This is a genomic window from Exiguobacterium sp. 9-2 (genome assembly GCF_036287235.1).
Classification (GTDB): Bacteria; Bacillota; Bacilli; order Exiguobacteriales; family Exiguobacteriaceae; genus Exiguobacterium_A.
Window position 1 is genome coordinate 2,470,763 of sequence record NZ_CP142850.1, and the last position, 24,926, is coordinate 2,495,688.

At 48.7% G+C, this 24,926-nt stretch carries 26 protein-coding genes and 1 other annotated feature; of the genes, 9 read left to right on the plus strand and 17 right to left on the minus strand.

The window, feature by feature from the left end; all coding sequences use genetic code 11:
- Positions 1-11 precede the first annotated feature (11 nt).
- The 4 genes from prfB to VJ374_RS13005 all read right to left on the minus strand — a co-directional run bounded on the left by prfB (position 12) and on the right by VJ374_RS13005 (position 4,960).
- Positions 12-1,112: a peptide chain release factor 2 gene (gene prfB, locus VJ374_RS12990; protein WP_023469245.1), complete on the minus strand. Its 1,101-nt coding sequence runs from the start codon at positions 1,110-1,112 to the stop codon at positions 12-14.
- A gap of 68 nt (positions 1,113-1,180) precedes the next feature.
- A complete protein-coding gene (gene secA, locus VJ374_RS12995) occupies positions 1,181-3,700 on the minus strand; it encodes a preprotein translocase subunit SecA (RefSeq protein ID WP_329469032.1) in 2,520 nt (839 codons plus the stop codon).
- Positions 3,701-3,916: 216 nt separating this feature from the next.
- Positions 3,917-4,480: a ribosome hibernation-promoting factor, HPF/YfiA family gene (hpf, locus tag VJ374_RS13000; protein WP_035410035.1), complete on the minus strand. Its 564-nt coding sequence runs from the start codon at positions 4,478-4,480 to the stop codon at positions 3,917-3,919.
- A 279-nt stretch (positions 4,481-4,759) separates the two neighbouring features.
- Positions 4,760-4,960, minus strand: a complete 201-nt coding sequence (locus tag VJ374_RS13005; protein WP_023469248.1) for a cold shock domain-containing protein — start codon at positions 4,958-4,960, stop codon at positions 4,760-4,762.
- A 251-nt stretch (positions 4,961-5,211) separates the two neighbouring features.
- Here VJ374_RS13005 and VJ374_RS13010 point away from each other — a divergent pair, with 251 nt between their 5' ends.
- The 7 genes from VJ374_RS13010 (at position 5,212) to VJ374_RS13040 (ending at position 10,402) form a co-directional block, all read left to right on the plus strand.
- A complete protein-coding gene (locus tag VJ374_RS13010) occupies positions 5,212-5,718 on the plus strand; it encodes a competence protein ComK (RefSeq protein ID WP_029342501.1) in 507 nt (168 codons plus the stop codon).
- A 108-nt stretch (positions 5,719-5,826) separates the two neighbouring features.
- Positions 5,827-7,680, plus strand: a complete 1,854-nt coding sequence (locus VJ374_RS13015) for a hypothetical protein (protein WP_329469034.1) — start codon at positions 5,827-5,829, stop codon at positions 7,678-7,680.
- A 14-nt stretch (positions 7,681-7,694) separates the two neighbouring features.
- Positions 7,695-7,985, plus strand: coding sequence for an EscU/YscU/HrcU family type III secretion system export apparatus switch protein (locus VJ374_RS13020; protein WP_029342503.1), 291 nt, complete (start codon positions 7,695-7,697; stop codon positions 7,983-7,985).
- A complete protein-coding gene (locus VJ374_RS13025) occupies positions 7,982-8,374 on the plus strand; it encodes a flagellar export chaperone FliS (RefSeq protein ID WP_290752416.1) in 393 nt (130 codons plus the stop codon). Before VJ374_RS13020 ends, VJ374_RS13025 begins: the two co-directional genes overlap by 4 nt.
- Complete coding sequence (locus tag VJ374_RS13030) at positions 8,371-9,261, plus strand: flagellin N-terminal helical domain-containing protein (RefSeq protein ID WP_329469035.1); 891 nt, start codon at positions 8,371-8,373, stop codon at positions 9,259-9,261. The genes VJ374_RS13025 and VJ374_RS13030 overlap by 4 nt, the downstream gene beginning before the upstream one ends.
- A gap of 13 nt (positions 9,262-9,274) precedes the next feature.
- Complete coding sequence (locus VJ374_RS13035; protein WP_058705025.1) at positions 9,275-9,715, plus strand: YaaR family protein; 441 nt, start codon at positions 9,275-9,277, stop codon at positions 9,713-9,715.
- Between the two features lie 24 nt (positions 9,716-9,739).
- On the plus strand, positions 9,740-10,402 hold the full coding sequence (locus VJ374_RS13040; protein ID WP_329469037.1) for a DUF2225 domain-containing protein: 663 nt from the start codon (positions 9,740-9,742) through the stop codon (positions 10,400-10,402).
- A gap of 78 nt (positions 10,403-10,480) precedes the next feature.
- On the opposite strand, the gene VJ374_RS13045 is transcribed toward VJ374_RS13040, so the two are convergent.
- The 11 genes from VJ374_RS13045 to VJ374_RS13095 form a co-directional block, all read right to left on the minus strand.
- Complete coding sequence (locus VJ374_RS13045; protein WP_290785581.1) at positions 10,481-10,657, minus strand: hypothetical protein; 177 nt, start codon at positions 10,655-10,657, stop codon at positions 10,481-10,483.
- Between the two features lie 27 nt (positions 10,658-10,684).
- Complete coding sequence (locus VJ374_RS13050; protein WP_329469040.1) at positions 10,685-11,038, minus strand: hypothetical protein; 354 nt, start codon at positions 11,036-11,038, stop codon at positions 10,685-10,687.
- A complete protein-coding gene (gene fliS / locus VJ374_RS13055) occupies positions 11,035-11,403 on the minus strand; it encodes a flagellar export chaperone FliS (RefSeq protein WP_035410054.1) in 369 nt (122 codons plus the stop codon). Before fliS ends, VJ374_RS13050 begins: the two co-directional genes overlap by 4 nt.
- A 15-nt stretch (positions 11,404-11,418) precedes the next feature.
- Entirely contained in the window at positions 11,419-12,990 is a 1,572-nt protein-coding gene (gene fliD, locus VJ374_RS13060) for a flagellar filament capping protein FliD (protein ID WP_329469043.1), read from the minus strand.
- Between the two features lie 17 nt (positions 12,991-13,007).
- On the minus strand, positions 13,008-13,364 hold the full coding sequence (locus tag VJ374_RS13065; RefSeq protein WP_035410058.1) for a flagellar protein FlaG: 357 nt from the start codon (positions 13,362-13,364) through the stop codon (positions 13,008-13,010).
- A gap of 505 nt (positions 13,365-13,869) precedes the next feature.
- Positions 13,870-15,234 (minus strand): flagellin N-terminal helical domain-containing protein, encoded by a 1,365-nt coding sequence (locus VJ374_RS13070; RefSeq protein WP_329469046.1) that lies wholly within the window; start codon positions 15,232-15,234, stop codon positions 13,870-13,872.
- A gap of 214 nt (positions 15,235-15,448) precedes the next feature.
- Positions 15,449-16,732 (minus strand): methyl-accepting chemotaxis protein, encoded by a 1,284-nt coding sequence (locus VJ374_RS13075; RefSeq protein WP_329469047.1) that lies wholly within the window; start codon positions 16,730-16,732, stop codon positions 15,449-15,451.
- A 164-nt stretch (positions 16,733-16,896) separates the two neighbouring features.
- Positions 16,897-18,405 carry a peptide ABC transporter substrate-binding protein gene (locus VJ374_RS13080; RefSeq protein ID WP_329469049.1) on the minus strand — a complete coding sequence of 503 codons (1,509 nt, stop codon included), beginning with the start codon at positions 18,403-18,405 and terminating at the stop codon, positions 16,897-16,899.
- 98 nt (positions 18,406-18,503) lie between these two features.
- Positions 18,504-18,741, minus strand: a binding site (T-box leader).
- A 62-nt stretch (positions 18,742-18,803) separates the two neighbouring features.
- Positions 18,804-19,196, minus strand: a complete 393-nt coding sequence (locus VJ374_RS13085; protein WP_035410070.1) for a hypothetical protein — start codon at positions 19,194-19,196, stop codon at positions 18,804-18,806.
- A gap of 184 nt (positions 19,197-19,380) precedes the next feature.
- Entirely contained in the window at positions 19,381-20,211 is an 831-nt protein-coding gene (locus VJ374_RS13090; protein ID WP_035396223.1) for a GNAT family N-acetyltransferase, read from the minus strand.
- A gap of 63 nt (positions 20,212-20,274) precedes the next feature.
- Positions 20,275-20,757, minus strand: a complete 483-nt coding sequence (locus tag VJ374_RS13095) for a hypothetical protein (RefSeq protein ID WP_035410076.1) — start codon at positions 20,755-20,757, stop codon at positions 20,275-20,277.
- Positions 20,758-20,894: 137 nt separating this feature from the next.
- Here VJ374_RS13095 and VJ374_RS13100 point away from each other — a divergent pair, with 137 nt between their 5' ends.
- Complete coding sequence (locus VJ374_RS13100; RefSeq protein ID WP_023469278.1) at positions 20,895-21,398, plus strand: hypothetical protein; 504 nt, start codon at positions 20,895-20,897, stop codon at positions 21,396-21,398.
- 258 nt (positions 21,399-21,656) lie between these two features.
- Here VJ374_RS13100 and VJ374_RS13105 read toward each other — a convergent pair whose 3' ends face one another.
- Together VJ374_RS13105 and VJ374_RS13110 are read right to left on the minus strand one after the other, a co-directional pair.
- Positions 21,657-22,922: a HAMP domain-containing sensor histidine kinase gene (locus VJ374_RS13105; protein ID WP_329469055.1), complete on the minus strand. Its 1,266-nt coding sequence runs from the start codon at positions 22,920-22,922 to the stop codon at positions 21,657-21,659.
- The gene (locus VJ374_RS13110) at positions 22,919-23,575 is read right to left on the minus strand and encodes a response regulator transcription factor (RefSeq protein WP_329469056.1); all 657 of its coding nucleotides are present in this window, start codon (positions 23,573-23,575) and stop codon (positions 22,919-22,921) included. Before VJ374_RS13110 ends, VJ374_RS13105 begins: the two co-directional genes overlap by 4 nt.
- Positions 23,576-23,705: 130 nt before the next feature.
- Between VJ374_RS13110 and VJ374_RS13115 the strand changes: the two genes are divergently transcribed.
- Positions 23,706-24,860, plus strand: coding sequence for a hypothetical protein (locus tag VJ374_RS13115; RefSeq protein WP_329469057.1), 1,155 nt, complete (start codon positions 23,706-23,708; stop codon positions 24,858-24,860).
- Positions 24,861-24,926: the final 66 nt, after the last annotated feature.

A 24,926-nucleotide genomic window follows, 5' to 3' on the forward strand; every position in this document is an offset into this window, starting at 1 on the left:
GGTTGGTTGTCTTACATATTCATGAGACGGAGGTACGCATCGATGAAGCCCATGATGTCACCATCCATTGCCCCTTGCGTGTTCCCGACTTCATAGTTCGTCCGGTGATCCTTGACCATGCTGTATGGGTGGAAGACGTACGAACGGATTTGGCTACCCCATGCGATATCCGATTTTTCACCACGGATTTCGTCGAGTTTCTTTTGTTGCTCTTCGATTTCGCGTTGGTAAAGTTTCGCTTTCAACATCTTCATCGCCGCTTCACGGTTCTTGATCTGCGACCGTTCTTGTTGACAAGAGACGACGACGCCTGTCGGAACGTGGGTGATTCGGACAGCTGAGTCCGTCGTATTGATGTGCTGACCACCGGCACCAGAAGCACGGTACGTATCGATCCGCAAGTCTTCCGTACGGACTTCAATATCGATGTCATCGTTGAACTCCGGCATGACGTCACACGAGACGAACGATGTATGACGACGGCCTGACGAGTCAAACGGTGAGATCCGGACAAGACGGTGGATCCCTTTTTCGGCTTTCAAGTACCCATAGGCATTATGCCCTTGAATACGAAGCGTGACCGATTTGACACCGGCTTCATCACCTGGTTGGTAATCCATTGTTTCGACTTTCCAGCCCTGCTTATCGCAGAAACGTTGGTACATCCGGAGAAGCATTGATGCCCAGTCTTGTGACTCAGTACCACCCGCACCTGGGTGTAACTCGAGAATCGCGTTGTTCGCGTCATACTCGCCGTTCAAGAGGATTTGTAATTCGAAGTCTTCGAACTTTTTCTTGAGATCGCCGAGTTCTGACTCGAGCTCTTCTTGAAGATCCGCATCCGGCTCTTCCTTAATCAATTCATATGTCAAGGCAACGTTCTCGTGACCTGCTTCGAGTTCTTTATACTTGTCGACCATCGCTTTTAAGCCGTTCGACTCATCGATGACTTTTTGTGCCGATTCCTGGTTGTTCCAGAAGTCCGGGTACGTCATCTCGTTTTCGAGTTCTTCAATCCGAGCAATCTTCGACTCAAGGTCGAGTGATGCCTTATATTCGTCGAGTTTCTTTTCCATCCACTCGGCGGTGTTGCGAATTTCTGCTAATTCCATGTAATCCACCTTCTCTTTCCGTGAAAAGAGGCAGGAATCTCCTGCCCCTCTTTCAGTCGATTCATCACTTATGCCTGACGGCCGTGACAGTTCTTATATTTCTTACCGGATCCACACCAGCACGGATCGTTACGTCCGATTTGGTCGTTTGGATTTTTCCGGACCGGTTTTTTCTTGACCGCTTTGTCTTCCTTACCAGAAACCGCGACTTCGTCTTGGACGACTTTTTCGCGTTTGAGGTTCGGGTCGAGATCCGCACGAAGGACGAATTGTGTCACTTCTTCTGCGATCGCAGCGTTCATCGCATCAAACATCATCGAACCTTCTGATTGGTATTCACGGAGCGGGTCGTTTTGACCGTATGCCCGGAGGTGAATCCCTTCACGGAGTTGATCCATCTGATCGATGTGGTTCATCCAGTGTTGGTCGACGGCACGTAGGACGATGACTTTTTCGAACTCATCGAATGCTTCTGCTGGGACTTCTGAGCGCTTGTGCTCGTAGTGCGCGAACGTGCGCTCTTTGAGCAAATCGATGATTTCTTCACGTTCTTTTCCGAAGAGGTCACTTTCCGTGACTTTCTCTTCGATCGCAAGCGTCTGGTTCGCCCATTCCGCAAGCGCACCGATGCTCCATTCTTCCGGTACGAACTCGACCGGCGTGTACTGATGGACGCCTGCTTCGATCGTCTGCTCGATCATCGGACGGACGATATCTGACACGGAACCGGCATCGAGAATCGCTGCCCGGTCCGCGTACATGACTTTCCGTTGATCCGCCATGACGTTATCGTATCCGAGGACTTGTTTCCGCGCATCAAAGTTATTTCCTTCGACGCGTTTTTGAGCCGATTCAACGGCACGAGACACCATCCGACTCTCGATCGGTTGCGAATCATCCATTCCGAGACGATCCATCATCGACTGCAGCGAATCAGAACCAAAGCGACGCATCAATTCATCTTCAAGTGAGAGATAGAATTGTGATGCACCTGGATCCCCTTGACGACCGGCACGACCACGGAGTTGGTTATCGATCCGGCGTGATTCGTGACGTTCTGTCCCGAGGATATAGAGACCACCTTTTTCTAAGACACCTTGACCGAGCTTAATGTCGGTACCACGACCAGCCATGTTCGTTGCGATCGTGACCGAGTTCGCTTGACCCGCGTTCTCAATGATTTCCGCTTCACGTGCGTGGTTCTTCGCGTTCAAGACTTCGTGACGAATGCCACGTTTTTTGAGGATGTTACTCAGCAACTCCGACGTCTCGACGGCAACCGTACCGACGAGGACTGGTTGTCCTTCACGGTGGGCACGTTCGATTTCGTCTGCGACAGCAGCAAACTTCCCGTTCATCGTCTTGAAGATCAAGTCCGGCATATCATTTCGGACGACCGGTTTGTTCGTCGGAACCGGTACGACGTGCATGTTGTAGATGTTACGGAACTCTTCTTCCTCCGTCTTCGCTGTACCGGTCATTCCGGCAAGCTTCGTATACATCCGGAAGAAGTTTTGGTACGTGATCGTCGCAAGGGTCATGGATTCGCGTTGAATCTCGACGCCTTCCTTCGCTTCGATCGCTTGGTGCAGACCTTCCGAATAACGACGACCTTCCATGACACGACCTGTGAATTGGTCGATGATCATGACTTCGTCTTCGCGAACCATATAGTCGACGTCGCGATGCATGACAGCGTTCGCCCGCAGTGCGAGGCTTAAATGATGGTTGAGCGCGACGTGTTCGAGACCAAACAAGTTATCAATACCGAAGTATTTTTCAGCACGGTCGATTCCTTGCTCCGTCAACAGGACACTCTTCGTCTTGATGTCGACCGTGTAGTCCTCCTCTGCCTTCATGATTTTTGCGAACGCATCGGCTTGTGAATAGAGCGCTGTCGATTTTTCGGCCGATCCTGAGATGATGAGCGGAGTCCGCGCTTCATCGACGAGAATCGAGTCGACTTCATCGACGACGGCATAACTGAGTGGACGTTGAACGCGGTCTTCTTTGTAGAGGACCATGTTATCACGCAAGTAATCGAAACCGAACTCGTTGTTCGTTCCGTACGTGATGTCACAGCTGTATGCTGCTTGTTTTTCTTGACGCGACATGCTTGAGAGATTCAAGCCGACCGAGAGACCAAGTGCTGCATAAAGCGGCTCCATGATGTCACGGTCACGTTTTGCGAGATATTCGTTGACGGTAACGACGTGTACGCCGTTGCCTGCGAGAGCATTCAAATAGACAGGGAGTGTTGCTACGAGCGTCTTACCTTCCCCGGTCTTCATTTCGGCGATATCCCCATTGTGCAGGACATATCCACCAATCAACTGAACGCGGTAGTGGCGCATGCCGAGAACGCGTGTTGACACTTCGCGACAGACCGCGAAGGCTTCCGGTAAAATATCATCTAAGTCTTCTCCGTTAGCGAGACGCTCACGGAATTCAACGACTTTCCCTTCCAGTTCTTGATCCGATAACGCACCGATTTGTGTCTCGAGCGCTTCTACAGCGTCTGCTGCTTTTTCGGCTTTCTTCAGGACACGTTTCGTTGGTGCAAATAATTCTTTTAGAAAATTAGCCATGCCTTACAGTCCCCTTACTTCGAACGATTCTTTGAACGAACAGAATTCCGAGATTTTTCCTTTATTCAGTGTACCGAATACAACGTCAAATTTCAACAAGCGGACCGAGCAGCGGTCTCGGTCTTTTGTCGTAGAGCAAACGTACCTTGTTTAGAAATAGTTTTTCATCATATCAAAAAGGGACTCGCCCGTAAGAGCGAGTCCCTGTTGCATTCATTATTCTGGTTCAATCAAACCGTAACGACCATCCTTACGACGGTAGACGACGTTCGTGTTGCCCGTTTCTGCGTCTGAGAAGACGAAGAATGCGTGTCCGAGCATGTCCATCTGAAGAATTGCTTCTTCCGTGTCCATTGGTTTGAGTGTGAAACGTTTCGTCCGAACGAGTTCGAGTTCTGCCTCGTCCTCTTCATAGACTGGCGCTTCCGCTTCCGGTCCTTCGAGCGTTTTGAAGTACTCTCCGATGCCGCCTTCTTTAGCGCGCCCTCTCCGGTTCAATTTCGTTTTGTGTTTCCGGATCTGACGTTCGAGCTTATCGACGACGAGGTCGATTGCTGCATACATATCGCCATTGACATCCTCAGCACGGAGCAAGAGGTTTGGCATTGGAATCGTCACTTCGACTTTTTGTTTCTCATTATTGACTTTGAGATTGACATAAGCCGTTTGCGCTTCCGTAGGAGTTGTAAAATAACGAGTTAACTTTTCAAGCTTTTTCTCGACGTAATCCTTGAGAGCATCTGTGACGTCCAAGTTTTCACCGCGAATGTTGTAGATCATGTAAACTCCTCCTTAAGTAACCGGTTGAACCTATGAATTCGAGATGCTCCAGTCGTTTCCTTCTGAATATTCGAAATTCTTTGGTTCGTTTTTATTATAGCACGATAAGTGAAGGAAGACCATGAGAACAATGACATTCTCATGAACGTTCGCTACTGTTCTTAGCGTACGATAATATTGAAGCATGTTGATGTTAACGTATATACCCGTTTTATTCGAACTCAAAACAAAAACCGCTTTTAGGCGAATAGCCTAAAAACGGTGGCGGCTGCTATTGGATTAGATCTTTGAAACGTTCGCAGCTTGTGGACCACGATCGCCTTCAACGATTTCAAATTCCACTTCTTCGCCTTCTTCAAGTGATTTATAACCATCGACTTGAATCGCTGAGAAGTGTACGAATACGTCTTTCGCGTCAGACGTTTCGATGAATCCATAACCTTTTTCAGCATTAAACCATTTTACTTTACCTTGTTCCATTCGAATTCACGTTCCCTTCGCAAACCAGAGTTCGAGAGCAAGCTCTCTACGGCTTAGTCTATCAAAAGAAGGAATTATTGACAATTAAAAATTCTGATTACTTTGAATTCATTCTAAAAAATGAATAATATTCCCTACTTATTGCTCTATATTTTAAAAAATTACATTGTCATTACAGTTGTATTATTGTATTATATCGTTAGTAATTACCTATTTTATCCATTGTCCTATCTTAAGGAGGATGTAGTCGAATGCGACCATTCCATAATGACGAAAAGTATCGAATCACGAAACGGACGGTGGCGATTCTCCCGTGCTACGATATGATGAAGCAATCCATCATCGTACTCGAGGATGGCTCGACCATCATGACCCCGCTTCGACCGTATCAACTACTGCAGCTTTCCTGCAGGCAATACAACAGTTCCATTGAGGAACGCATCGTGACAGCAAAACGTGTCGCATCTGTAAAAGGAAAAGTCCCAGTCGTCATTGAACCGACACTCGGCCTCGTGTTTTTCCCAACGAAATCACCGAAACGTGATGATTGCGAGTGGTATGCTTGGAGCCACATGTCTGAAGTCATCGAGGAAGACGGACAGACGAAGCTCAAGACTCGTAATGGCATGATCCTTCCCGTAAACGCCTCTCCTTACATCGTCCGCAACCAAATGAAAGCAACTGGCGAGCTGATGGCTCGTTATCAACAATTGAACGCGATGACATTAGAGGAACGCTTTAATGCAATCAAATCTTAAAGAGTAACCGTAAAAAAATCAGGGTTGGGCGATGAATTCGCTCAATCCTTTTTGGTTTCTGCCGATATATAATGAGATGACAGTTTTAAAAAACAAGGAGGCTTCTCGATGAACATCCAATTGAATCCGGCACGTCCGGCACAATCCCCTGGTCAGACGCCGCTTTTGGACACAAAGACCTATAAAGGAACGGTCCTTGAGCAGACTGGTCCGCATACGGCTCTCGTCCAGGTCGGTCGGGATAAGATCGAGATGACCTTCACAGGCGACGTTCCGACAGGTGATTTCCAGTTCAAGGTCAAAGGACAGACAGCAGAAGGTTACCTGATTGAACAACTAACACCAGCGACACCGGATGCGGAAACGCCACCTGTCCTGTCTGTTCCATCAAATGTCAATCCCGCTTTGCTTGAAGGTGTGCCTGCAGAACTGAAGCAAGCCGTCGCGAAGTTACTCGCGAGCGGTCAACTGCCACAGACACCGGAAATCGTCGCCCAACTCGTGACGGCACTGCAAGGAACGTACAAGGACTTAGCACTCGAACTCGTGTCGCGACCGGATACTGCACTGCCCGTTGACGCCGACGTCTTGATCGCAAGTCTCCTTGCGACGACGGAAGACTATCGGAACGTCCTGCCGGAACGAGACGCCTTAAAGGAGCAGCCGACGTTCGAAAAAGCCGTCGCGCTTGACGTCGCCCGTGTGACGCTACCGACGCAACGCGAGATCGAGACAGCGTCGCCCTTGCATATCCGACAATACATTGAACACATACCAGCAGAGAAACGCCCGGCACTCGTCGCAACGCTCGAACAAGGCGAGATCGAGACTGTCCGCAAACAACTGGCGCCCTATTTCCCGCAAGCGCCACTCGAGCCGAAGACGAGTGTCCGTGAGCAATTGATCGGTCTGACGGCACGGGCAAGTCAATCGGAACCAGTAACAGGGCAACCGGCACCGGTCCGCTCTGCCTTAACGCTCGTCCGTGAAGTGACGCCACGGCTTGCTGAGATCACGAATGATTTCAAGAGCCAACAGCGAACGATCGTCTCCCAACTCCGGCAAATCGAACCGCTCGTCGAGACACGTCCGGTCCAGATGGTCGCCGTCATCGAGAGTACGGCGCAACGCTTAAAACAAGTCTTCCAGCAAACGGACGCCTTATTACATACCTCGATGAAGGATGAAAAACAGCTGATCCATTTCTTATCGAAACTTGAACGGGGTGCGGAACTGGCGTTACTCGGACGCGGAACAGAAGCAAAAGCCGTTTTACAGGAAGTCCGAGTCGCCTTTGAAGCCTTCCGCTATGCGCCAGCAAATGTCCGTCCGACCTACTTACCAGAGATGCAGGGACTGCCGCCACAAGCGCCGTTTCCTTCGTCACAAACGGCACAAAAAGCCGTTCCATATGAGCCGCAACAGAACAGTCCACGCCTCTTGCAGGAGACCGTCCAAAAGACGCTCCAGCTCCAGACGGCGGAACTGAAACTGAGTACGCCGGCAGCAAATCCGGAAGCTGCCAAATTGCAGACATTCCTTGCAGCACAACAGCAAGTTAATAAACCGGACAGTCAGCAACAGTTGAACCAGATTTTACTCGCCTTACCGGTCCAACTTATTGAAGCGACGGCAGGACTCCACGTCCACTTACAAAACAAACGGCCGGACGAAGTGATCGACTGGGAAAACAACATGTTGTACGTCCAGCTCAATACGCCACGCCTCGGGGAGATCGGTGTCCGGGTCGAGACCGTCAATCGCAAGATGCAGATCACAATCGAAAACGATCATCCGGTCCTTGAACAACTGGCAACACCGTTCCTCGACCGGACGACGGACGCTCTGCAAGCAACCGGTTACCAAGACGTCCGAATCCAGTTCCGTCCATTCACGCGCGAACAAGTCACAGAAACCGTCAAACAAAACGAGACACCAGGTGGCTACGACTACCGTATCTAAAAGGAGAGACCGATATGTATCAGAAAATCGACTTAACCGGACGCAAGACTGCTGCTGTCCTCCGCTACGATGAAGCATCCGGTCAAGCACCGGTCGTCGTCGCTAGAGCTAGCGGTCAAGCCGCCGATCGAATCCTACAAGAAGCACGGGCGAACGGGGTCGCGATCGAACACGATACGTCCCTTCTCGGTCACTTGCTTGATCTCGACCTCGGGACAGCGATCCCACCGCAACTTTACGACGTGATGGCAGAACTGCTCTTACTGATCGAAGAACTCGACAACGCGAAAGGACGGCAGACATGACAGAACAAGAACTCTACGCGATGACCCCGCAACAGCTGACGGAAGTGATGTTGACGGGACTCGTCCTTCAATACGATCGCGCCATTCTCGCACGTGATACGAACCGTTTTGACGAGGTCAACGAACGCTTACAAAAAGCCTATCAGTTACTAGACAAATTGCAGGCGGGGTTACACGACGACGGTGGCATCATCACGGCACAACTGGACGCGCTCTACCACTATCTTGCTGAGCAAACGTTACAGGTTTATAAGACGCCGCGTGTCTTAGACGAACTACTCGAACTGGCAGAAGACTTACGCGTCACTTGGCAAGCGGCACAGACCGTCGATCGACCACTCGTGCGCGCCGCACATCATCAACGATACGAAGGGATGGAATACGAATGAGAATCACGAACAACGTTCAAGCCTTAAAGGCTTATCGCAATCTCAGCATCAACCAGACGAACGTCAAGACGACGATGGATAAACTATCGAGCGGTCAAAAAATCAACCGGGGTGCGGATGATGCAGCTGGTCTCGCGATCTCGGAGAAGATGCGCAACCGTTTGAAGGCGCTCGATAAAGCGGAACAGAACGTCCTTGACGGCGTCTCGATGATTCAAACGGCTGAAGGCGGTTTGAGTGAGACACATAACTTATTACAACGTATGCGCGAACTCGCCGTCCAAGCTGGTAACGGTACACTCGCGACGGAAGACCGGACAGCGATTCAAGAAGAAATCAACCAGCTGACGAACGAGGTCTCGCGGATTGCAAAGACGACCCAGTTCAACGGCAAAGAATTGTTGAGCGGCAAGTTCAACGATGCCGACAGTGCGCTGTTCATCCAAACGAATGCTGGCGCCAACGAAGGCATCTCGATCACGATTGACGACATGCAAGCTCTTGCGCTTGATATCAGTTCAACGACACAAGCTGATCCCTCGATTCGTCCGCTTGATTTCTCGAGCAGTGACGCACCCGAATACGCCCTCAGCGTCATGACGGCAACGGATGCGAATGATGCGATCAGCCATTATACGAAAGCAATTGATACGATCTCTCAGCAACGTTCACAACTCGGGGCAATTCAGAACCGGTTTGAAGCGACGTCATCCGTCCTCAGCGTCAGCGTCGAGAACTTGACGGCTTCAGAGTCGCGGATTCGCGACACCGATATGGCGCGTGAGATGATGGAATATGCGAAGTACAACATCCTTAACCAATCGGGGATGGCGATGATCGCTCAAGCGAACGCCTTGCCGCAAGGCGTCTTACAATTACTCAACTAAGGAGGCAGATCCGATGGATATCCGCCGCATCCAAGAAACGCAAAGACTCCAGTCCTTAAAAGGCGGTCCCCGTGAAGTCGAAGCGTCGACGACGTTCTCTGCCTTGATGCAGGAGAAACGGGACCACAAAGGTTATGAACGCTTGCAACAAAAGCTCGCGCTCGTCGAAGAACATGGTCAATTGCTCGCTGAGAGCCAGACGATCGAGCACCTCGAAAGCTATAAAGAAAAAATCAAGGACTTCTTAAAAGATGCCCTCGACCAATCGCAACAACTCGAAGAGAAGCGCGGCTTCAATCGCCGCGGTCGGACGAAAATCTATAAAGTCGTCGAACAAGTCGATGCGAAGCTCCTTCAGTTGACGGATACGGTCATCTCCGGCGAATCGCGCCGGCTTGATATCCTCGATCAAGTTGGCGAGATCAAAGGAATGCTCGTCAACGTCTTCGTGTAATCTAGATTAGAGGAGTTCCCCAACATGCCAGACTTATATCTTAAAAAATGCACCTGCCCCTACTGCTTGAAGACGACGGAGACGAAACGTGTCCTGTCGCGACATATCCGTGTCGCCTCGACTGACTTTGATGGCTTCATCCGCCATCAAGGCGTCAACGTCTACCTCTATGAACCGGTTCAGTGCAGCCATTGTCGGTTCTTCTTCCACGAGTCGTTCGGAAAATTGTCGCCGGACGTTCGGGCGACCTTGCAAGATCACATCCTGTCGACGCTTCCCGTATTGCCGTTCGCTAGCACGGAGCGGACGATCGAGCAGGCGATCCAGCTCTATAAACTCTGTCTCTATACGGCTCAAGTGACGGAGCAAAAACCAGCCATCCAAGCAATGCTGGGCGTTCGTCTGTCCTGGTTGCATCGCTTGACCGGTCAATCAGCGGAAGAACAACTGTGGGCGAGCCGAGCGATCGAGAAGTATGTCTCGCTTTACGACAACTACACGTCCGTCAAAGAGAGCGGGCTTCCGGAAGACGTCCTCCTACTTCGGATCGCCGACCTGCATGCTGTGACGAAAGATAAAGAGCAGTCTCGCCTATGGTACAGCCGCTTATTCCAAAGTAAGACGGCGACCGATAAAATCAAAAAAGAAGCACGGACCCACTGGGAATGGGTCCAGGAACAAGAATGACGTTTTTTATAAAAACAACACAAATACCGGTCAGACGAGGAATTGCTCCACGACCTGACCGGTATTTGTGTTGTACGCTTACGACTCACGACGGTATTTTTCTTCTTCATAGGCATCTGGTGTATCGGAGATAGGGCGTTCGAATTCTTCCCATGATTCCGATTCAACGTCCGGTTCAATGAACTGATCGTACGAGCCGTCCGATTGGAAATACGGCTGCGGTACGGGACGCTTCTTGTCTTCCCGCTTGGTCACGAAAGATCCCTCCCTCACACAAGAAAGTTACTGACGAGAATCAAAATACGGTGAAAAACTATGATCGACTTCTTCGTACGGATCGACGTACGATTTACGACTCGTTTGCGTCTGACGCAACTGACTGATTTGTACCCCTAATTTAGCCGTTTCCGCTGATAATTTCAAGTCGATTTTCCGACTATCAGCGACGAGTTCTTGGATGATGGCTTGATTGGCACCAGCTAGCAGATTCGAGTGTGCGGCAATGAATGCTTCCCGTTCGTTCAAGAGACCATGAATCTTCTCAATCCATTCGTCATATGTCTCTTCATTTGGTGTTTGATCAAGCAGTTCAATCAATCGTTTTGTCTTCAGGCGAAGCGGATCGAGCGGACTCATCGTTGCCGTGCGAGTTTCATCGCTTCTTTCCACGTCTCACGGAATTCTTCGGCAAAGCCAATCACTTCGTCGATTGCCACTAAATCGTTTTTGACGTTGGCATCAATCAGGCGTGTTTGCATGTAGTCATAAAGACTATTCAAGTCTTTCGATAGCGCAATCGATTGATTGAGCGTCAATTGTAACTCCGAAATGATTGCTTGTGCTTTTTGGATGTTCGTATTTTTTTGCTCGATCATCTTCTGTTCGATCGCTCGTTTCGCAAGCATCGAGAATTTGATCAGTCCTTCGTATAACATCAGTGTTAAATCTTGAGGTAACGCTGTCGTTACCGAGTTCGTTTGATACGTCGCATAAGGGTTCATCGCGTTTCCTCCTTTTTATTGTCCTTGTCCGAGATAGCCAGCAAGCGTTGATGACTGACTGTTTGCTTGGTTCATCGCTTGTTCCATCGCCGCAAATCGACGATAGTAGCTGTCTTCTTTCCGCTTTAACTTATCTTCCCATGACAGCATGCTCTTATCGAGATCAGCGAGTGATTTCCCGAGCCGATACGTCGTCGCAACCGCTCCATCTCGTCCGGCGACTCCAGAAATCTTATCGCGAAGCGTCGTTGCAAAACCTTGAATCTGACGGACGAAACCGTCGAGGCCATTTGGATTGGGAATCGTATTCCCTTGCGCATCCTTTGTCGGTTCCGGAGCGTCAGCAGTGAATAGTTTATAGACGCCTTCCGGCTGTTCTTCAAGCATCTTCTTCAGTTTCGTTTCATCGATTTTCAGCTTCCCACCATCCCGGAAGTCACTTGTTGAAGTGATCCCGATTTGCGACATGTACTGGAGTTGAATCGTATCCGTTCCTGACGTGTACGAATACCCGGTATCGATTTTCGACGAGATTGCACTTCGGAACTGATTCAGTCCGTCCTGTAAGTAGCTATCGTTCTTCAGCACACCACTCATCGCTTTTTCTTCCCACTTCTTGACTTCATCCTCACTCAGTTCCTTACGCTGGGCATCCGTCAGCGGCTGATAATCACGATATTTTTCTTCTCGGACTTTTTTGTTCATCTTGTCGATGACGTCATTGTATTTATCGACGAAGTTCTTGATCGAATCAAAGTTTTTCTGTGTGTCGAGCACTGTATTGATCGTCGTCGCTGTCGTCGAGACGTTATTCAACGTGATCGTCAGACCGTTCTGAGTGAACGTATTCGTCGTCTGTTCAAGTTGTTGTCCACCAATCGTGTACTTGGCGTTTTTCCCTTCGCGACCGAATATACTGTCTTGTGAATTCACCTTCGCAGTATTATCTGATGCATCAACGATCGAAATATCTGCTCCTACGGGGTTTAAGTTACCGGTACTCGTTTTTGTTAAAACGAGTTTTCCTGTTAAATCATTGAAGACCGCGTTCATCCCAAGACTGGCTTTACCATTGATTGCCGCTGTCAAATCCGAGATTTTTTGTGTTGCATCCAGCTGCAAAGTTTCCGTCACTGCAACACCGGCTACATCGAATGTATTGATTTGGACGTTGATTTTGCCATTCGCGTCCTTCGTGAACAATCCACTATCTTCAAGCGTTGCATCGCTCTTCTTACCACTTGCCGCAACAAGTGTTACCGATGCAACACTTGCGAGTTGATCGATACTATCAATCGTCACACTACCTGCTGATGCTGCTGGACTTGCCGTTACGGTCAATGCAGTCGGGTTTGAACTCGTGACGGTCTTTGATTGATAGTTCTTCGATAACAGCATATCGCTTGCGGCTGTCCGGAAATCAAGCAATGCCCGGTTCATCTCCCGGTATGCATCGCGTTGCCACGTCAACGTCTGTTTCTTTTGTGATAACCGGTCGACCGGTGCCCGTTCCGCCTGCATTAATTGTTTGATCATCGTTTCTGTATCAATTCCACTTGCTAAACCACTCAGTCGAATTCCTGACATCCAATCAGTCCTTTCTGTTAAATCCGTTTATCGATTAATTGATTAAATTCCATGAATGCCGCAAAGAAATCGAGTTCTTTTTTACTTGGAATTTCCTGGACGACGTTATTATTCGTATCAACGACTTGGATATAGTATTCGTTTAATTTTTCATGCTTGACGAATTTAAGTCCTGTCCGTTGCAGTTCGAGCTTGATATTCGCTTGTTCCATCGCTGTTTCAAGTTTCGTAACGTGTTGAGGTGTCGGTAGGACAACGACTCCTTCTTCTGCTAGTGCTTCCTGATTCGCTTCCACAAACACATTCCGTGTCGCTTCGTACGGTAGGACGTTCGAAGGCAGATGAAGGCGAATTTCCGTATTGATGGAATTCATAGTCGGTCACTCCTTATTTATTCTCTATGTAGTATATCGGTCAAATCATCTGATTTGTTAGAGTTCGAATACAACAAAACAAAAAAGGTCACGGAACGAGTCCGTGACCTGAACAATCGATATGTGCCAATTATGATTAACGGAGTAATTGGAGAACGCCTTGCGGCTGTTGGTTCGCTTGCTACGCGCATTAGCTTTCGCTAATGATAAGACTATATCTTCATCCTAGATTTACTAGGAGCTGGGCACTTCCCCCGCCGTTTACGGAGTACGGATTTCATAACCATCGGACAAGTCCATTAGGTCGTCTATCCTAGTCGTTGAACCTTCACCAAGGTTTCCCTACAGGTGCTTGGCTGCTGATTGTCCAATCCTTGATGTTTTTCAGAACGGTCACGCTCGCCGTTTCCAGCCACGTTGTCGTACATCAAGGCTCTCAGGAGTTCCAGCAATTCACCCAGTCATGATCTAATCCGTTACCAGATTAGACGCCCGGTAGAATCGATCATCGAAGGAGTTGGAGAACGCCCTGCGGTGTTTGATTCGATTGAGCCAACATTGCTTGTGCAGCTTGTGCAAGAATCGAGTTCTTTGTTTGGTTCATCATTTCTTTCGCCATATCAACGTCGCGAACGCGAGATTCAGCGGCTGTTAGGTTTTCAGAAGATGTTTTGAGGTTGTTGATTGTATGATCCAGACGATTTTGCGTCGCTCCTAATTTAGAACGTTCAGAGGACACAGTTTCAATCGCTTTATTGATTGAAGTAATAGCCGCATTAGCCCCTACTTGACTTGTTACATTTAGAGCATCCACTCCCAGAGCAGCCGCACCCATATCATTGACTGAAAGAGTTGTATTTTGATCAGCATTTGCTCCAATTTGTAGTTTCACTGCATTATCTTTTACATTTAATACCGTTGTATCATTAGTAGTAGCTTGTCCCCAAGTCATCTTAAACTCAAGACCACCTACGTTTAATGATTCACCTGCATAAGAAGAAATTGCTGCTGTTGTTACAGTTTTTGCACCACTTAAATCAACTTTTAGTCCTGCATTAGTCAAACTAAAGTTAATGTTTCCAGATGTATTTGCCGCTAAATCAAGTGCATGAGTATCAAAATCAAATGTAATACCACCAATTGCTAAATCACTGTTTAAGGCAACGCCAGAAGCAGTTGTTTGCTTTCCGTCTGGACCTGTTAACGTTACATCAGCAGTACTACCAGCACCGCGAGTAACCGCTAATGAGTAGTCACCATAGTTAGTACCTGCTGCTGCAGTAATATCTCCTGCAACAAGAGTACTTGCAGCTGTTTTTGTGTTAACTGTTGTAGTGTCAGTACCACCTGCAGTTGCAGTTAGCGTGTAAGTCCCATTAGTAATATCATTCCCAGTAATTTTTAAATCAGTAGGTCCTAAAGTATTTGTAGAAGATGAAAAAGTTTTGCCCATTTGACCATTTAATAATTTCTTAGTATTGAACTCTGTATTTGTTGAAATTCTAGTGACTTCTGTAGAAAGTTGATCCATTTCTTTTTGAATTTCAGAACGATCTGAGCTAGTGTTTGTATCAGTCGCTGATTGAACAGCTAACTCACGCATACGCTGTAAGATATCATGCGTTTCATTCAATGCACCTTCAGCCGTTTGAATCATTGAAATACCATCTTGTGCATTTCGTGAAGCTTGATCAAGTCCGCGAACTTGAGCACGCATTTTTTCAGAGATTGCAAGACCAGCTGCATCGTCGCCTGCTTTATTGATGCGGAGACCTGAAGCAAGTTTCTCCATTGACTTGCTTTGTGCTGCAGAAGCTGCAGACAATTTGTTGTGCGTGTTAAGCGCAGTTACGTTGTGATTGATAATCATTGTAATTTCCCTCCATAGTATAAGTTTTTTGTCTCTTCGAAGATCCGTCTTCTCCGAGATGTGCCCCCTGGCCGGCCCAAGGGTGACACGGTGGATGAAGTCGATGACTGCTTCCACCCTATATATCGTCTTCCACCCGAAATGTTTAACAACTTTCTTCAAAAAAATGCAAAAAAATCGTACATCTATATCGGACGTACGATTTTCTCGTAATTTAGAGACGCGTCGCACCAGTCTCTTCTTGTAATTGTTCCGCTATCGCTACAAGTTCTTCCATCGCCCCATTTACTTCACCAAGTGAAGCCGCTTGATGACTAGACGCTTGTAAAACTTGCTCAGCGTGCTTCGATGCTTCCTCGACCATTGCAAGGATATTCGCTGTCGTTAAGCCAACTTGATCGATTTCTTGATCAGATTTGACTACGAGTTGATCAACCGATTTAACGCGTGAGTAAACATTTTCTGTCGAATGATGAATTTCTTCAAATGACGAGCCTGCTTGTTCTACGAGTCCAACACCAGTTGCGACTTCACTCTGAACATCCGTCATCGCGTTCGCCGTGTCATTAACAAGACGTTTGACGCCGGAGATCAAATCGGTAATTTCTTTTGCTGATGTCGCCGTCTGTTCAGCAAGTTTTTTAACTTCTGCTGCAACAACGGCAAATCCACGTCCTGCTTCTCCTGCTCGTGCCGCTTCAATCGATGCATTCAAACTGAGTAAGTTCGTTTGTGCCGAAATGTCACTGATAACATCCGTAATTCGTGAAATCTCACCTGTCATATCTGTCAAACGACCGTTCAGTGTTGCCGACTGTTCCATCTTCTTCGAAATCATATGCATTGCTTCAACAGAATCTGTCGCGAGTGTTTTCCCGTTTTGGGCTTCCGTCTGCATGACCGTCGCCGATTTCAAGGCTTCGTTCATCTCTTTTGCGACTTCATCCATCGTCCGTTTAACGGCACCAAGAGCATCCATCGATAGGTAGGCTTGATCGACGTTTTCGTTCATCTTCGCTGACAACTCTGCCATCGCTGAACGAATACTCTCCCCTGATGCATTGCCTTCCTGGACTGCTGCTGCGATTTCTTGCGCGGACGCTGTCAGCTTATCGCTTGAACTGCCCATCTGTGTCGCTTGTTTGCGGATATGTAGAACCATGACTTCGAGTTCATGCATCAATTGGTCGACTTCATCGCCGCGCTTCGCTTCCTCGAAATCGACGTTGAAGTTGCCGTTCGCGACTTCGCGTGCCGTCTCTGTTGCCTTTTCGATCGCTTTGATCGGTTGACGTAGGATTAATTGCGTCAACGACGTTCCAATCAACGATAACAATAAGCCAATCCCTGCTCCGAACCAAATTGCGTTCGTATCCGCGACATCAAGTCCGCGGTGGAGATAGAGCACGAGCTGGGCTGAGATACCACTCGTGATGACTGAGATCGCTAAGACCCAAAAGAATAACCGTACCTTCAAGTTGCTTCGTAATTTACGCATAACCGAAACTTCCTTTCCTGTATCTTCTTTCACCGTCCTCTCTATCGGTTTCTTTTGTAACCGTTTTAAGTCAGTTGACCCGATTTTCAAAAACACTTACCAGTGAACTGACAAAAACACACCAAAAAGAGTGATGGACCAAATCGTCCATCACTCTCTCTTTCTTATTTCCGCTCAATCTCAACATACTTATATGAGATATCCGTTCCGACATTGTGTCGTGCGAGATTTTTGACTTCCGTGTTTTGCAAGAAGGCATTCTTCCGTTGGTAGACCGGTGAGATCGCTTGATCGTCGAGCAACAAGCTTTCCGCTTTACTGAGTAAGGCGAGACGCTTGTCTTGATCGAGTTCACTTTCAGCCTGTTTCAAGAGACGGTCATACTGTTTGTTCGAATAACCCATCATGTTGAACGGGTTACCCGTCGTGAACAAGTTCAGGTATGTCGTTGCATCCTGATAGTCTGGTGCCCAGCTCGCAAGTGACAGATCGTAATCCCCTCGTCCTTCACGGGCGAGACGCTCTTTCTTCGGTAGTGATAACAATTTAACGTCGACATTCTGCTTCTTCAACGCCCCTTGGATATACTCCCCGATTTTTTTCGAGACGTCGTCATCTTCGATCAACATCGTCAACTCAAGGTTTTGCTTTGCCAGCACTTTGTTTGCCGCTGCTACATCATATGACGATTCGATTTGACGCGCACTATCGTATTTCGGATCAAGTTCTTTTGGCACGATGTAGTCAGCAGGGAGTGATCCGTTTCCGAGCAACGTTTCCGTCATCGCTTTTTTATCATATGCCGCATCGATCGCTTGGCGTGTTTCTTTATCTTTTAAGGCATCTGTTTTTTCGTTCATCCGGATGAAGAACATCCGCGAATCACTGAACGTGTTGTACTCTTTTTGATCCTTATACGTGACGACGTTCTCCGAGTTGAGTGGCGCGACATCGAGCTCTCCTGACTCGAACAAGTTGATCGCAAGCATCGGATCCTTGATGATTTTAACGTCGACTTCGTCGATTTTGACGTTCTTCCGGTCTGCGTACTCAGCGTTTTTCGCGAGCGTATAACCTTGTTCCGCTTGATATTTCTTGAACGTGAACGGTCCGTTGTAGACGTTCGTCTTTGGATCCGTTCCGAACTGGTCGCCTTCTGCTTTGACGATATCTTCCCGGACCGGCATATATGTGCCGAACGTCGTCATGCTGAGAAAGTACGGTGTCGGACGTTTCAGTTCGATTCGGAGTGTCTCGTCGTCGACTGCTGTCGTTTTTTCGACCGGCTCAAGCAAATAAGCGAACGGTGAGTTCGTTTTGACGACACGCTCGAACGCATAACGGAAGTTCTCCGCTGTGACGGGCTTTCCGTCTGACCATTTGGCATTCGGGTCGAGCTTGAACGTGTAGACTTTTCCGTCCTCTGATACGCTATGCGATTTGGCTGCTGCCGGAACAAGTTCGTTCTTCTCATCAAAACGATAGAGTCCTTCGTAGATTTGATTGAAGATGTTTGACGTGATGGCATCTGCCGGGTCGACCGACAGGAGGTCGTAACTTTCCATCGTATGCAAGACCTTTTTGTCCGCTTGTTTGTCTTCTGCTGGTTCTGTCGTTGCACATCCTGCTAATAGGACTGCCGTACTCGCCGCTGCGATCAATGTCTTTTTCATGTGTAGTGCCTCCTGAGAAATATGATGAGCGTTGGATGATTCGGCATACCTTGACGTACAACAAAAGGCGTCCTCTACGCATAGCTAACAGCTAATGCATAGAGGACGCCTGTATCCGCGCGGTGCCACCTCTGATTGAGACGAAGAATCGTCTCCCCTTGTCGCTGGTCCAACAACCAGCTAGCCCGGTAACGGGGGCAACCGTCCTGTCTACTCGAAGGTTCAACAGGCTCTCAGCGGTCCATTCTCGTTCAGCTTACCGTGTCAGGCTCTCACCATTCCTGACTCGCTTGGTCGGCAGTGTTGACGATACTTACTCCGCGTCGTCGATGTAATTGATATGGCTTAACTTGTTGTTTACTTTACACGGCTTGTTTTTCGCTGTCAACGAAAAAAACTCAGAACGGATGGTCTTCTTGTTTTTCTTGTTCCCGACGGACCGGTCGTGGTTGAATCGGTTCGACGTGTTTGACATGTGTTCGTGTAACGATGCGGTTACTGAGTGCTGCATCGACCAAAATCGTGATCGCTGCTGCCATGTGTAAGAACATCCCAACGACGGGAATGACACCGACCGTTGATGCGACGATCCCGACGATGTTCCCTTTTGAAACATTTCCAGCACGTGCCGTCAATACGACAACGACGATGTGGAACGCGAGCATCAACCACAGGGCATTATAACCTGAGAAAATAACGATTGAACCACCTAAAAGCGGAATCCCGAGCACCGCTTCCATTCCACCTGATACCCACTTCAACGTCCGCAATGAATCCTGTCGACTCTCCATGACGTCGCCTCCTCTTTTTTTCCATATGTTTAGTATACGACGGATCGCAGAAAAGGTTCCAACGTTTTTGTTTAGTTTCTGTAATAATCATCATAAAAAAGAACGATCCGGAGACCGTTCTTCGATGAGGCATCACACGTCCACTCGACTTCTGCGAGCCGAAAAGTCGTAATGCTTGCTTCAATTAAACCGCCAACACATGGAACTGATAACCACGATGGACGACGAATCCTGCTTCTTTATAAAGATCAAGCGCCCGGTCGTTATCCGTCTCGACGTCGAGCTCCAGTTGTGTCCGCCCTGTCCGGAACAACGCTTGAACCATCAGCTTCAGCATCTTCTTCCCGTAACCATTACCTTGGGCTTCCGGACGAACGGCGAACGCATGAATGCTCGCTTGCGTATCAGAAGCAAGGTAAGCACGGATGACGCCGACCGGTTTGCCGCTCGCGACACCGATGAACGTAATCCGATCATCAGATTCGATTGCTTGATAGATCGACTCTGCTTCTTCGTCCGTATTCCCGAACGATTTACCGAGCGTCTCGACGATGAACGGGCGGTCGTCTGCTGTCGCTTCACGTAATTCGAAATCCGGATCGGCTTTCAAGAACAACTGCGCCTTTTTCAAGATCATGTTGTACTCGGTCATCCGGTACTCAGCACCCAATCCTTCGAGGACAGCTTGACCTGACTCACTTGCATCGTCAATAACGAACGTAAATGCTTCAACGCCTGCTTCCGTCGCCCGCGCCCGTGCTGCTTCAACGAGTGCCGTGAAAATGCCTTGTTTCCGGTAATCCGGATCAACGAAGACATTCAATTCCCACTCCGTCGGTAAGTACGCGAATGCTTGTAAATATCCAATCAATTGTTCGCCATCATAGATTGCGAAATCGTTCTCGCCGACCCAATCGGCTGCGACTTTTAATTCAATGCCATCGTGATCGTTGACACATTTTTCGAGTTGTAATACATCTGTTGTTTGTTTGACGTCTGTGACGTTCCATTCCATATTCATTCACCTCATTTTCAACTATACCGAACGAACAAAAGAAGCACTAGCAAAAGCTAGTGCTCATTGCAGTTTGAATGTCTTCATCATCTGCGGGACGTCCTTGACGATCAAGTTTTCGATCGCTTTCTTGCCGACAGCACCTTTAACGGCTTCCGTCGGTAAGACGTAGTAGTAGGTTTTACTACCTTTCGTCCCGAGATATGTACCATATCCGATTTCACGGTCGAACTGTTTTTTCGAGAGCTTCTTCGGCTCGTAGTTCAAATTGACGAGCAGCTGATCCGCTCCTTTGACTTTATAATACAACGCGAACGTACCACTCCGCGTGACGACACCGTATTTTGATTTAACGGTCTTATTCTTGACGAATTCGACCTTGTCTTGCTGGATTGCCTTTTTCAACGCATCCGTCGTCTTGACCGTATAGCCGAACGTCTTGTTCGCGACGACTCCTTTGCTATACGTTACGTTGCTTGCAGCAAAGCCCGTCACTGGAGTCAGACATGCTCCGAGTAAGACTCCTGTCATTGCGATTCGTTTCATGCTGACTCCCCCTTAAAATGATCGATAGTTATGGATTCCCTTTTGTGAAATAGGTAAACTCTATTCTCGAAAAAGATTTGACGGAATTGTCTAAATTTCTTACGATAGGGATAACGAAACGAAATGGGGTTAAAGCGATGACTGAACAAGAACAATTAACGCAAGAACAGCTCGATAACTTGCTCAAGAATGCGTTTGCAATGCAGGTTCCGATCCTCGAGAAGTTCATGAAGGATACACACGATCGTTATGCACTCGCAACGACGTCGTTCAAGCGTGACATGGAAGCAATGAAAGAGACGGAATGGCATCAGTTCTTCGCTAGTAAACTGTTACCGCACTTCTTCCTCGAGCACCTCGGATTCGGTGCATCGTTCCGCTTCAATGGACACGACAAGGAAGTCGATCTTCCGGAAAACGTCGTGCCGGTCCGCAATGATGCCGATGAGCAAATCGACAAGGTCGTCCTTGGGGTCAAAAAGGCGATGCAAGATGAGCACATCAAGAATCACGATCTCGTCGCGAACTTCTATAAGGAAACACTCGAACTCGCTTGTCAAATGGGCAGCCGTGTCGGGATGAGCGATGAGTTCTATACCCTCGTTAAACCAAGTCTCGTTCATGCGAACGAAGGCGAATGATCTTTAACTTCTACCAACATTAATAGGAGAATAGCTTCTGTGTGATACGGAAGCTATTCTCCTTTTTCGTGTGCCTATTCCAGAACGAAGTAGCTCATCCGCGACTCCTACAGGAAAAGAAAGTGCCAATAGCACTTTCGTCGGGGATTAGTAAGACCCTGCAGATGGCACGGAGTGCAAGATGCCGCGGCTTACTCCCGCCTGTGGAAAGCAAGGATGACGGAATCGTTTGTCAAAACCCTCTACCCTTCTATCCAATCAAAATCGTACGTAGAACACCGCTCCGCCACCACTTCGGTCGCGGACACCGTAGTCAAATTGATGACTATCAAGAATCATCCGACTGATCGCAAGACCGAGTCCATGCCCGGCACTGCCTTCTTGTTTGACGTAGACGTCCCAGATCATCGCCCGGTCTTCTGCTCGGACACCCGCTCCTTCATCCTCGACCGTCAATTCGTCATGCGTTAAACGAACGGTGACCGTTCCACCGACGGGTGAAGCAAAGCGGGCGTTCATCAAGAAATTAATCAGGACACGTTCGAACATCCGTGGATCAAGGGATTGCCTTATCGGTTGCAGCTCCATCGCCAGCGTCAGCCCTGCCTGTATGAACGTTCCACGGAGTCGTTCGACTGTCTCAAGTACGAGCTCGTCGAGTGACACATCCGTCTTTTCAAGCGGCATCCGTCCACCGGCAAGCTTCGAATAAAGTAACGTCTCGTCAATCAGATGACCGAGTCGATCCGTCTCCTCGATGATGCTCGTCGTTACGTCGGGCAGTTCGTCGACGGGAATGACACCTGCCGCGAGCGCCTCGGTCTCGTTTCGAATGATTGCGAGCGGCGTCCGCAAGTCATGGGTGATACCGGCGATGAACGTCTTTTGCAGATGATCCTTTTGTTTGAGTTGTGTCTGCATCTCATCGACGGCGTCAATCAACTCCCCGACTTCATCCTTCGGTCGTGCCGGCAGGACGACGTCCGTTTCGCCAGCACCAATCTTTTGGGCGACGGACCGGAGCGTCACGATCGGTCGTGTCAAGTGTCGTCCCATGTAGTAAGCAAGCAGTGATGCGAGCAGCAACGTCACGAGTAATGCGAGTCCGATCGCGATGTAAACACCGTCGAGGGCGCTACTTGCTAATGGCGCTTGCCGGACCGTCGTAATCCGCGTTCCGTCAACGGTCAGCTGATATGTCAGCAACCGTTCGTCTTGCACTTCGATGACGTCTTTTTTCTTCAGCCCATCTAAAAGTGGTAACCGTCCCGCTGGTCCACGCGCACCGATCCGTTGCGTTAATCCATCGGTCGTCAAAAAACCTTGAATGTCACGCGGAATCGGCGTGTCGGCTTCAATCGCCTGTTTGATGATGTTCGCTTCCCGCGCGAGTTGATCGTACCGTTCACCTTCCGCGAACCGATTGACGAGGAACGCCGTCAAGACGAAACTGAGGACGCCCATCACCAGCAAGGGACCGATGACGGCGTATAAGAATTTTCGGATCAAAGGGCGTCGTTTCATTCAATCGCCTCCAATCGGTAGCCGACCCGGTGGACCGTTTTCAATTGTTGTTTAATGACAGGTAACTTATCGCGCAATTGTTTGACATGTGTATCGACGGTCCGGGTATCGCCTCCGAATGCGTACCCCCAGACGTCATCAAGAATCTGATCCCGGCTCAGTGCTTCCCCGAGATGTTCGATGAAGTAGAGCAACAGTTCGAATTCCATCTTCGCGAGACTGACTGCCTGTTCTCCTGTTTTGACTTGGCGTCCCTTCTCATCGATCGTCAAGTCACCGAACGCATGGCGGGCGACCGGCCGGACTTTCAATGCCCGTTCGAGCCGGATCGTCAATTCCTTCAGGACGACCGGTTTGACGAGATAATCATCGGCACCGAGTTCAAGTCCGAAGACACGATCATCTGCCTCCCCACGCGACGTCATCATAAAGACGACCGGCGGTTGGACTTGTGATTTGATACTTGGTACGAGCGACCAACCGTCACCGTCCGGCAAGCGGACGTCGATTAAGACAGCGTCAAACGTTGTCGTTAAGCACTGTTTCGCCTCCGCTAACGAACCAGCAATCGTTACCTCATACGCATGGTGACGGAGGAAACGTGCCGTCACCTGCGCTAATTTTTGTTCATCTTCAATCAATAGTACATTCATGGTCATCCCTCCACTCTTAGTGTAGCGCCTTTTTATCCAGATTTTCCTTTCTTCGCAGTTTCTTTGCAACTTCCTCACAACTTTTCTTTCGTGACCCTCTACCATAAAAGGTGAAAGGAGTGATCATCCCATGACATTTAAAAAACAATGGATCACTGCATTGACAATTAGCGCATTAACCGTCGGAGGCGCATCAGCATACGCTGCGACGAACGACGACTCAAGCACGACAAAACAAGCGAAACACGGACACCACTTCGAAGGTATGAAAAAGCACGACATGACGTTACTCTTGAAAAAATTGAATCTGACACGAGCCGAGGCAGATGCTGCCCGGGAGAAAGGGCAATCAATTGCCGATCTCGCAAAAGCAAAAGGCATCTCGTTCGCTGATTATAAGAAAGCAGAACTCGCAGCAGCGAAGGAACAGCTCGCTAGTCTCGTTAAATCCGGTGACTTAACACAAACGCAAGCAGACGACATGTTGAAGCGCCAAACGGAACGCTTCAGTGGCGTCAAGAGCTACGATGAACTCAAAGACAAAATGCCGATCGGTCGTCACGGCGGACCCGGCTTCTTCAATGAATCATTGATCGCTGACGTCTTGAAGGCACTCGGACTGAGCCAGTCGAAATTCGACGCCGCGAATCAATCGCTTGCGGCTTATGCGAAGGCACAATCGATCAAGTTCGCTGACTACAAAAAAGCATTACTTGCGGCGCAGACAAGTGAACTCAATCAACTCGTCAAAGACGGGAAGATGACGAAAAAACAAGCAACGGAAATCAAGTCTCGACTGACAGAGGAATATAAGGATGCAAAGAGCTACGACGATCTTCCGGATCGCGGCGAACACGGCAAGCGCGGTGACCATGGACCCGGCGGTGTCTTCGGCGACGCGACGTCAGCAATCCTAAAGGCACTCGGACTCGATGAAGCGAAGTTCAAGAAAGCGGATCAACCCTTACCTGAATTCGCGGAAGCGAACAAGATCACTTATGCCGATTTCGAGAAAGCCGTTCTCAACGCTCAAAACGCTGCCGTCGATCAACAAGTCAAAGATGGCAAGCTGACAGAAAAACAAGCGAAACAGATCAAGGAACACATCCAGTCGCGCGCAGATGAGGTCTCAAGCTACGCTGACCTCAAAAAAGGTCCAGCACGGGATGGTCATGGTCCAGGACACGGACATGGTCCGGATGGTGACATGGGACCAGGCGCACCGGATCAAGGACCGGATACGGATCCAAATACGAGTGACACGTCCGTTGATTTAGCGATTTAAGATTTAGACCGAAGCTCCTTCATGAGAGCTTCGGCTTTTTTTATTCACTTTAGGACAGATGTCTTT

What these genes read in the sequence shown, in the direction of transcription:
- VJ374_RS13050 (WP_329469040.1), bottom strand. Translation starts at nt 11,038, where the DNA reads ATGAGTCCGCTCGATCCGCTTCGCCTGAAGACAAAACGATTGATTGAA.
- fliS (WP_035410054.1), bottom strand. Translation starts at nt 11,403, where the DNA reads ATGAACCCTTATGCGACGTATCAAACGAACTCGGTAACGACAGCGTTA.
- VJ374_RS13085 (WP_035410070.1), bottom strand. Translation starts at nt 19,196, where the DNA reads ATGGAGAGTCGACAGGATTCATTGCGGACGTTGAAGTGGGTATCAGGT.
- secA (WP_329469032.1), bottom strand. Translation starts at nt 3,700, where the DNA reads ATGGCTAATTTTCTAAAAGAATTATTTGCACCAACGAAACGTGTCCTG.
- VJ374_RS13025 (WP_290752416.1), top strand. Translation starts at nt 7,982, where the DNA reads ATGACAGAACAAGAACTCTACGCGATGACCCCGCAACAGCTGACGGAA.
- fliD (WP_329469043.1), bottom strand. Translation starts at nt 12,990, where the DNA reads ATGTCAGGAATTCGACTGAGTGGTTTAGCAAGTGGAATTGATACAGAA.
- VJ374_RS13080 (WP_329469049.1), bottom strand. Translation starts at nt 18,405, where the DNA reads ATGAAAAAGACATTGATCGCAGCGGCGAGTACGGCAGTCCTATTAGCA.
- VJ374_RS13110 (WP_329469056.1), bottom strand. Translation starts at nt 23,575, where the DNA reads ATGAATGTACTATTGATTGAAGATGAACAAAAATTAGCGCAGGTGACG.
- VJ374_RS13020 (WP_029342503.1), top strand. Translation starts at nt 7,695, where the DNA reads ATGTATCAGAAAATCGACTTAACCGGACGCAAGACTGCTGCTGTCCTC.
- VJ374_RS13010 (WP_029342501.1), top strand. Translation starts at nt 5,212, where the DNA reads ATGCGACCATTCCATAATGACGAAAAGTATCGAATCACGAAACGGACG.
- VJ374_RS13005 (WP_023469248.1), bottom strand. Translation starts at nt 4,960, where the DNA reads ATGGAACAAGGTAAAGTAAAATGGTTTAATGCTGAAAAAGGTTATGGA.
- VJ374_RS13015 (WP_329469034.1), top strand. Translation starts at nt 5,827, where the DNA reads ATGAACATCCAATTGAATCCGGCACGTCCGGCACAATCCCCTGGTCAG.
- VJ374_RS13035 (WP_058705025.1), top strand. Translation starts at nt 9,275, where the DNA reads ATGGATATCCGCCGCATCCAAGAAACGCAAAGACTCCAGTCCTTAAAA.
- VJ374_RS13065 (WP_035410058.1), bottom strand. Translation starts at nt 13,364, where the DNA reads ATGAATTCCATCAATACGGAAATTCGCCTTCATCTGCCTTCGAACGTC.
- VJ374_RS13090 (WP_035396223.1), bottom strand. Translation starts at nt 20,211, where the DNA reads ATGGAATGGAACGTCACAGACGTCAAACAAACAACAGATGTATTACAA.
- VJ374_RS13040 (WP_329469037.1), top strand. Translation starts at nt 9,740, where the DNA reads ATGCCAGACTTATATCTTAAAAAATGCACCTGCCCCTACTGCTTGAAG.
- VJ374_RS13100 (WP_023469278.1), top strand. Translation starts at nt 20,895, where the DNA reads ATGACTGAACAAGAACAATTAACGCAAGAACAGCTCGATAACTTGCTC.
- prfB (WP_023469245.1), bottom strand. Translation starts at nt 1,112, where the DNA reads ATGGAATTAGCAGAAATTCGCAACACCGCCGAGTGGATGGAAAAGAAA.
- VJ374_RS13095 (WP_035410076.1), bottom strand. Translation starts at nt 20,757, where the DNA reads ATGAAACGAATCGCAATGACAGGAGTCTTACTCGGAGCATGTCTGACT.
- VJ374_RS13075 (WP_329469047.1), bottom strand. Translation starts at nt 16,732, where the DNA reads ATGCGTAAATTACGAAGCAACTTGAAGGTACGGTTATTCTTTTGGGTC.
- VJ374_RS13115 (WP_329469057.1), top strand. Translation starts at nt 23,706, where the DNA reads ATGACATTTAAAAAACAATGGATCACTGCATTGACAATTAGCGCATTA.
- VJ374_RS13070 (WP_329469046.1), bottom strand. Translation starts at nt 15,234, where the DNA reads ATGATTATCAATCACAACGTAACTGCGCTTAACACGCACAACAAATTG.
- VJ374_RS13030 (WP_329469035.1), top strand. Translation starts at nt 8,371, where the DNA reads ATGAGAATCACGAACAACGTTCAAGCCTTAAAGGCTTATCGCAATCTC.
- hpf (WP_035410035.1), bottom strand. Translation starts at nt 4,480, where the DNA reads ATGATCTACAACATTCGCGGTGAAAACTTGGACGTCACAGATGCTCTC.
- VJ374_RS13105 (WP_329469055.1), bottom strand. Translation starts at nt 22,922, where the DNA reads ATGAAACGACGCCCTTTGATCCGAAAATTCTTATACGCCGTCATCGGT.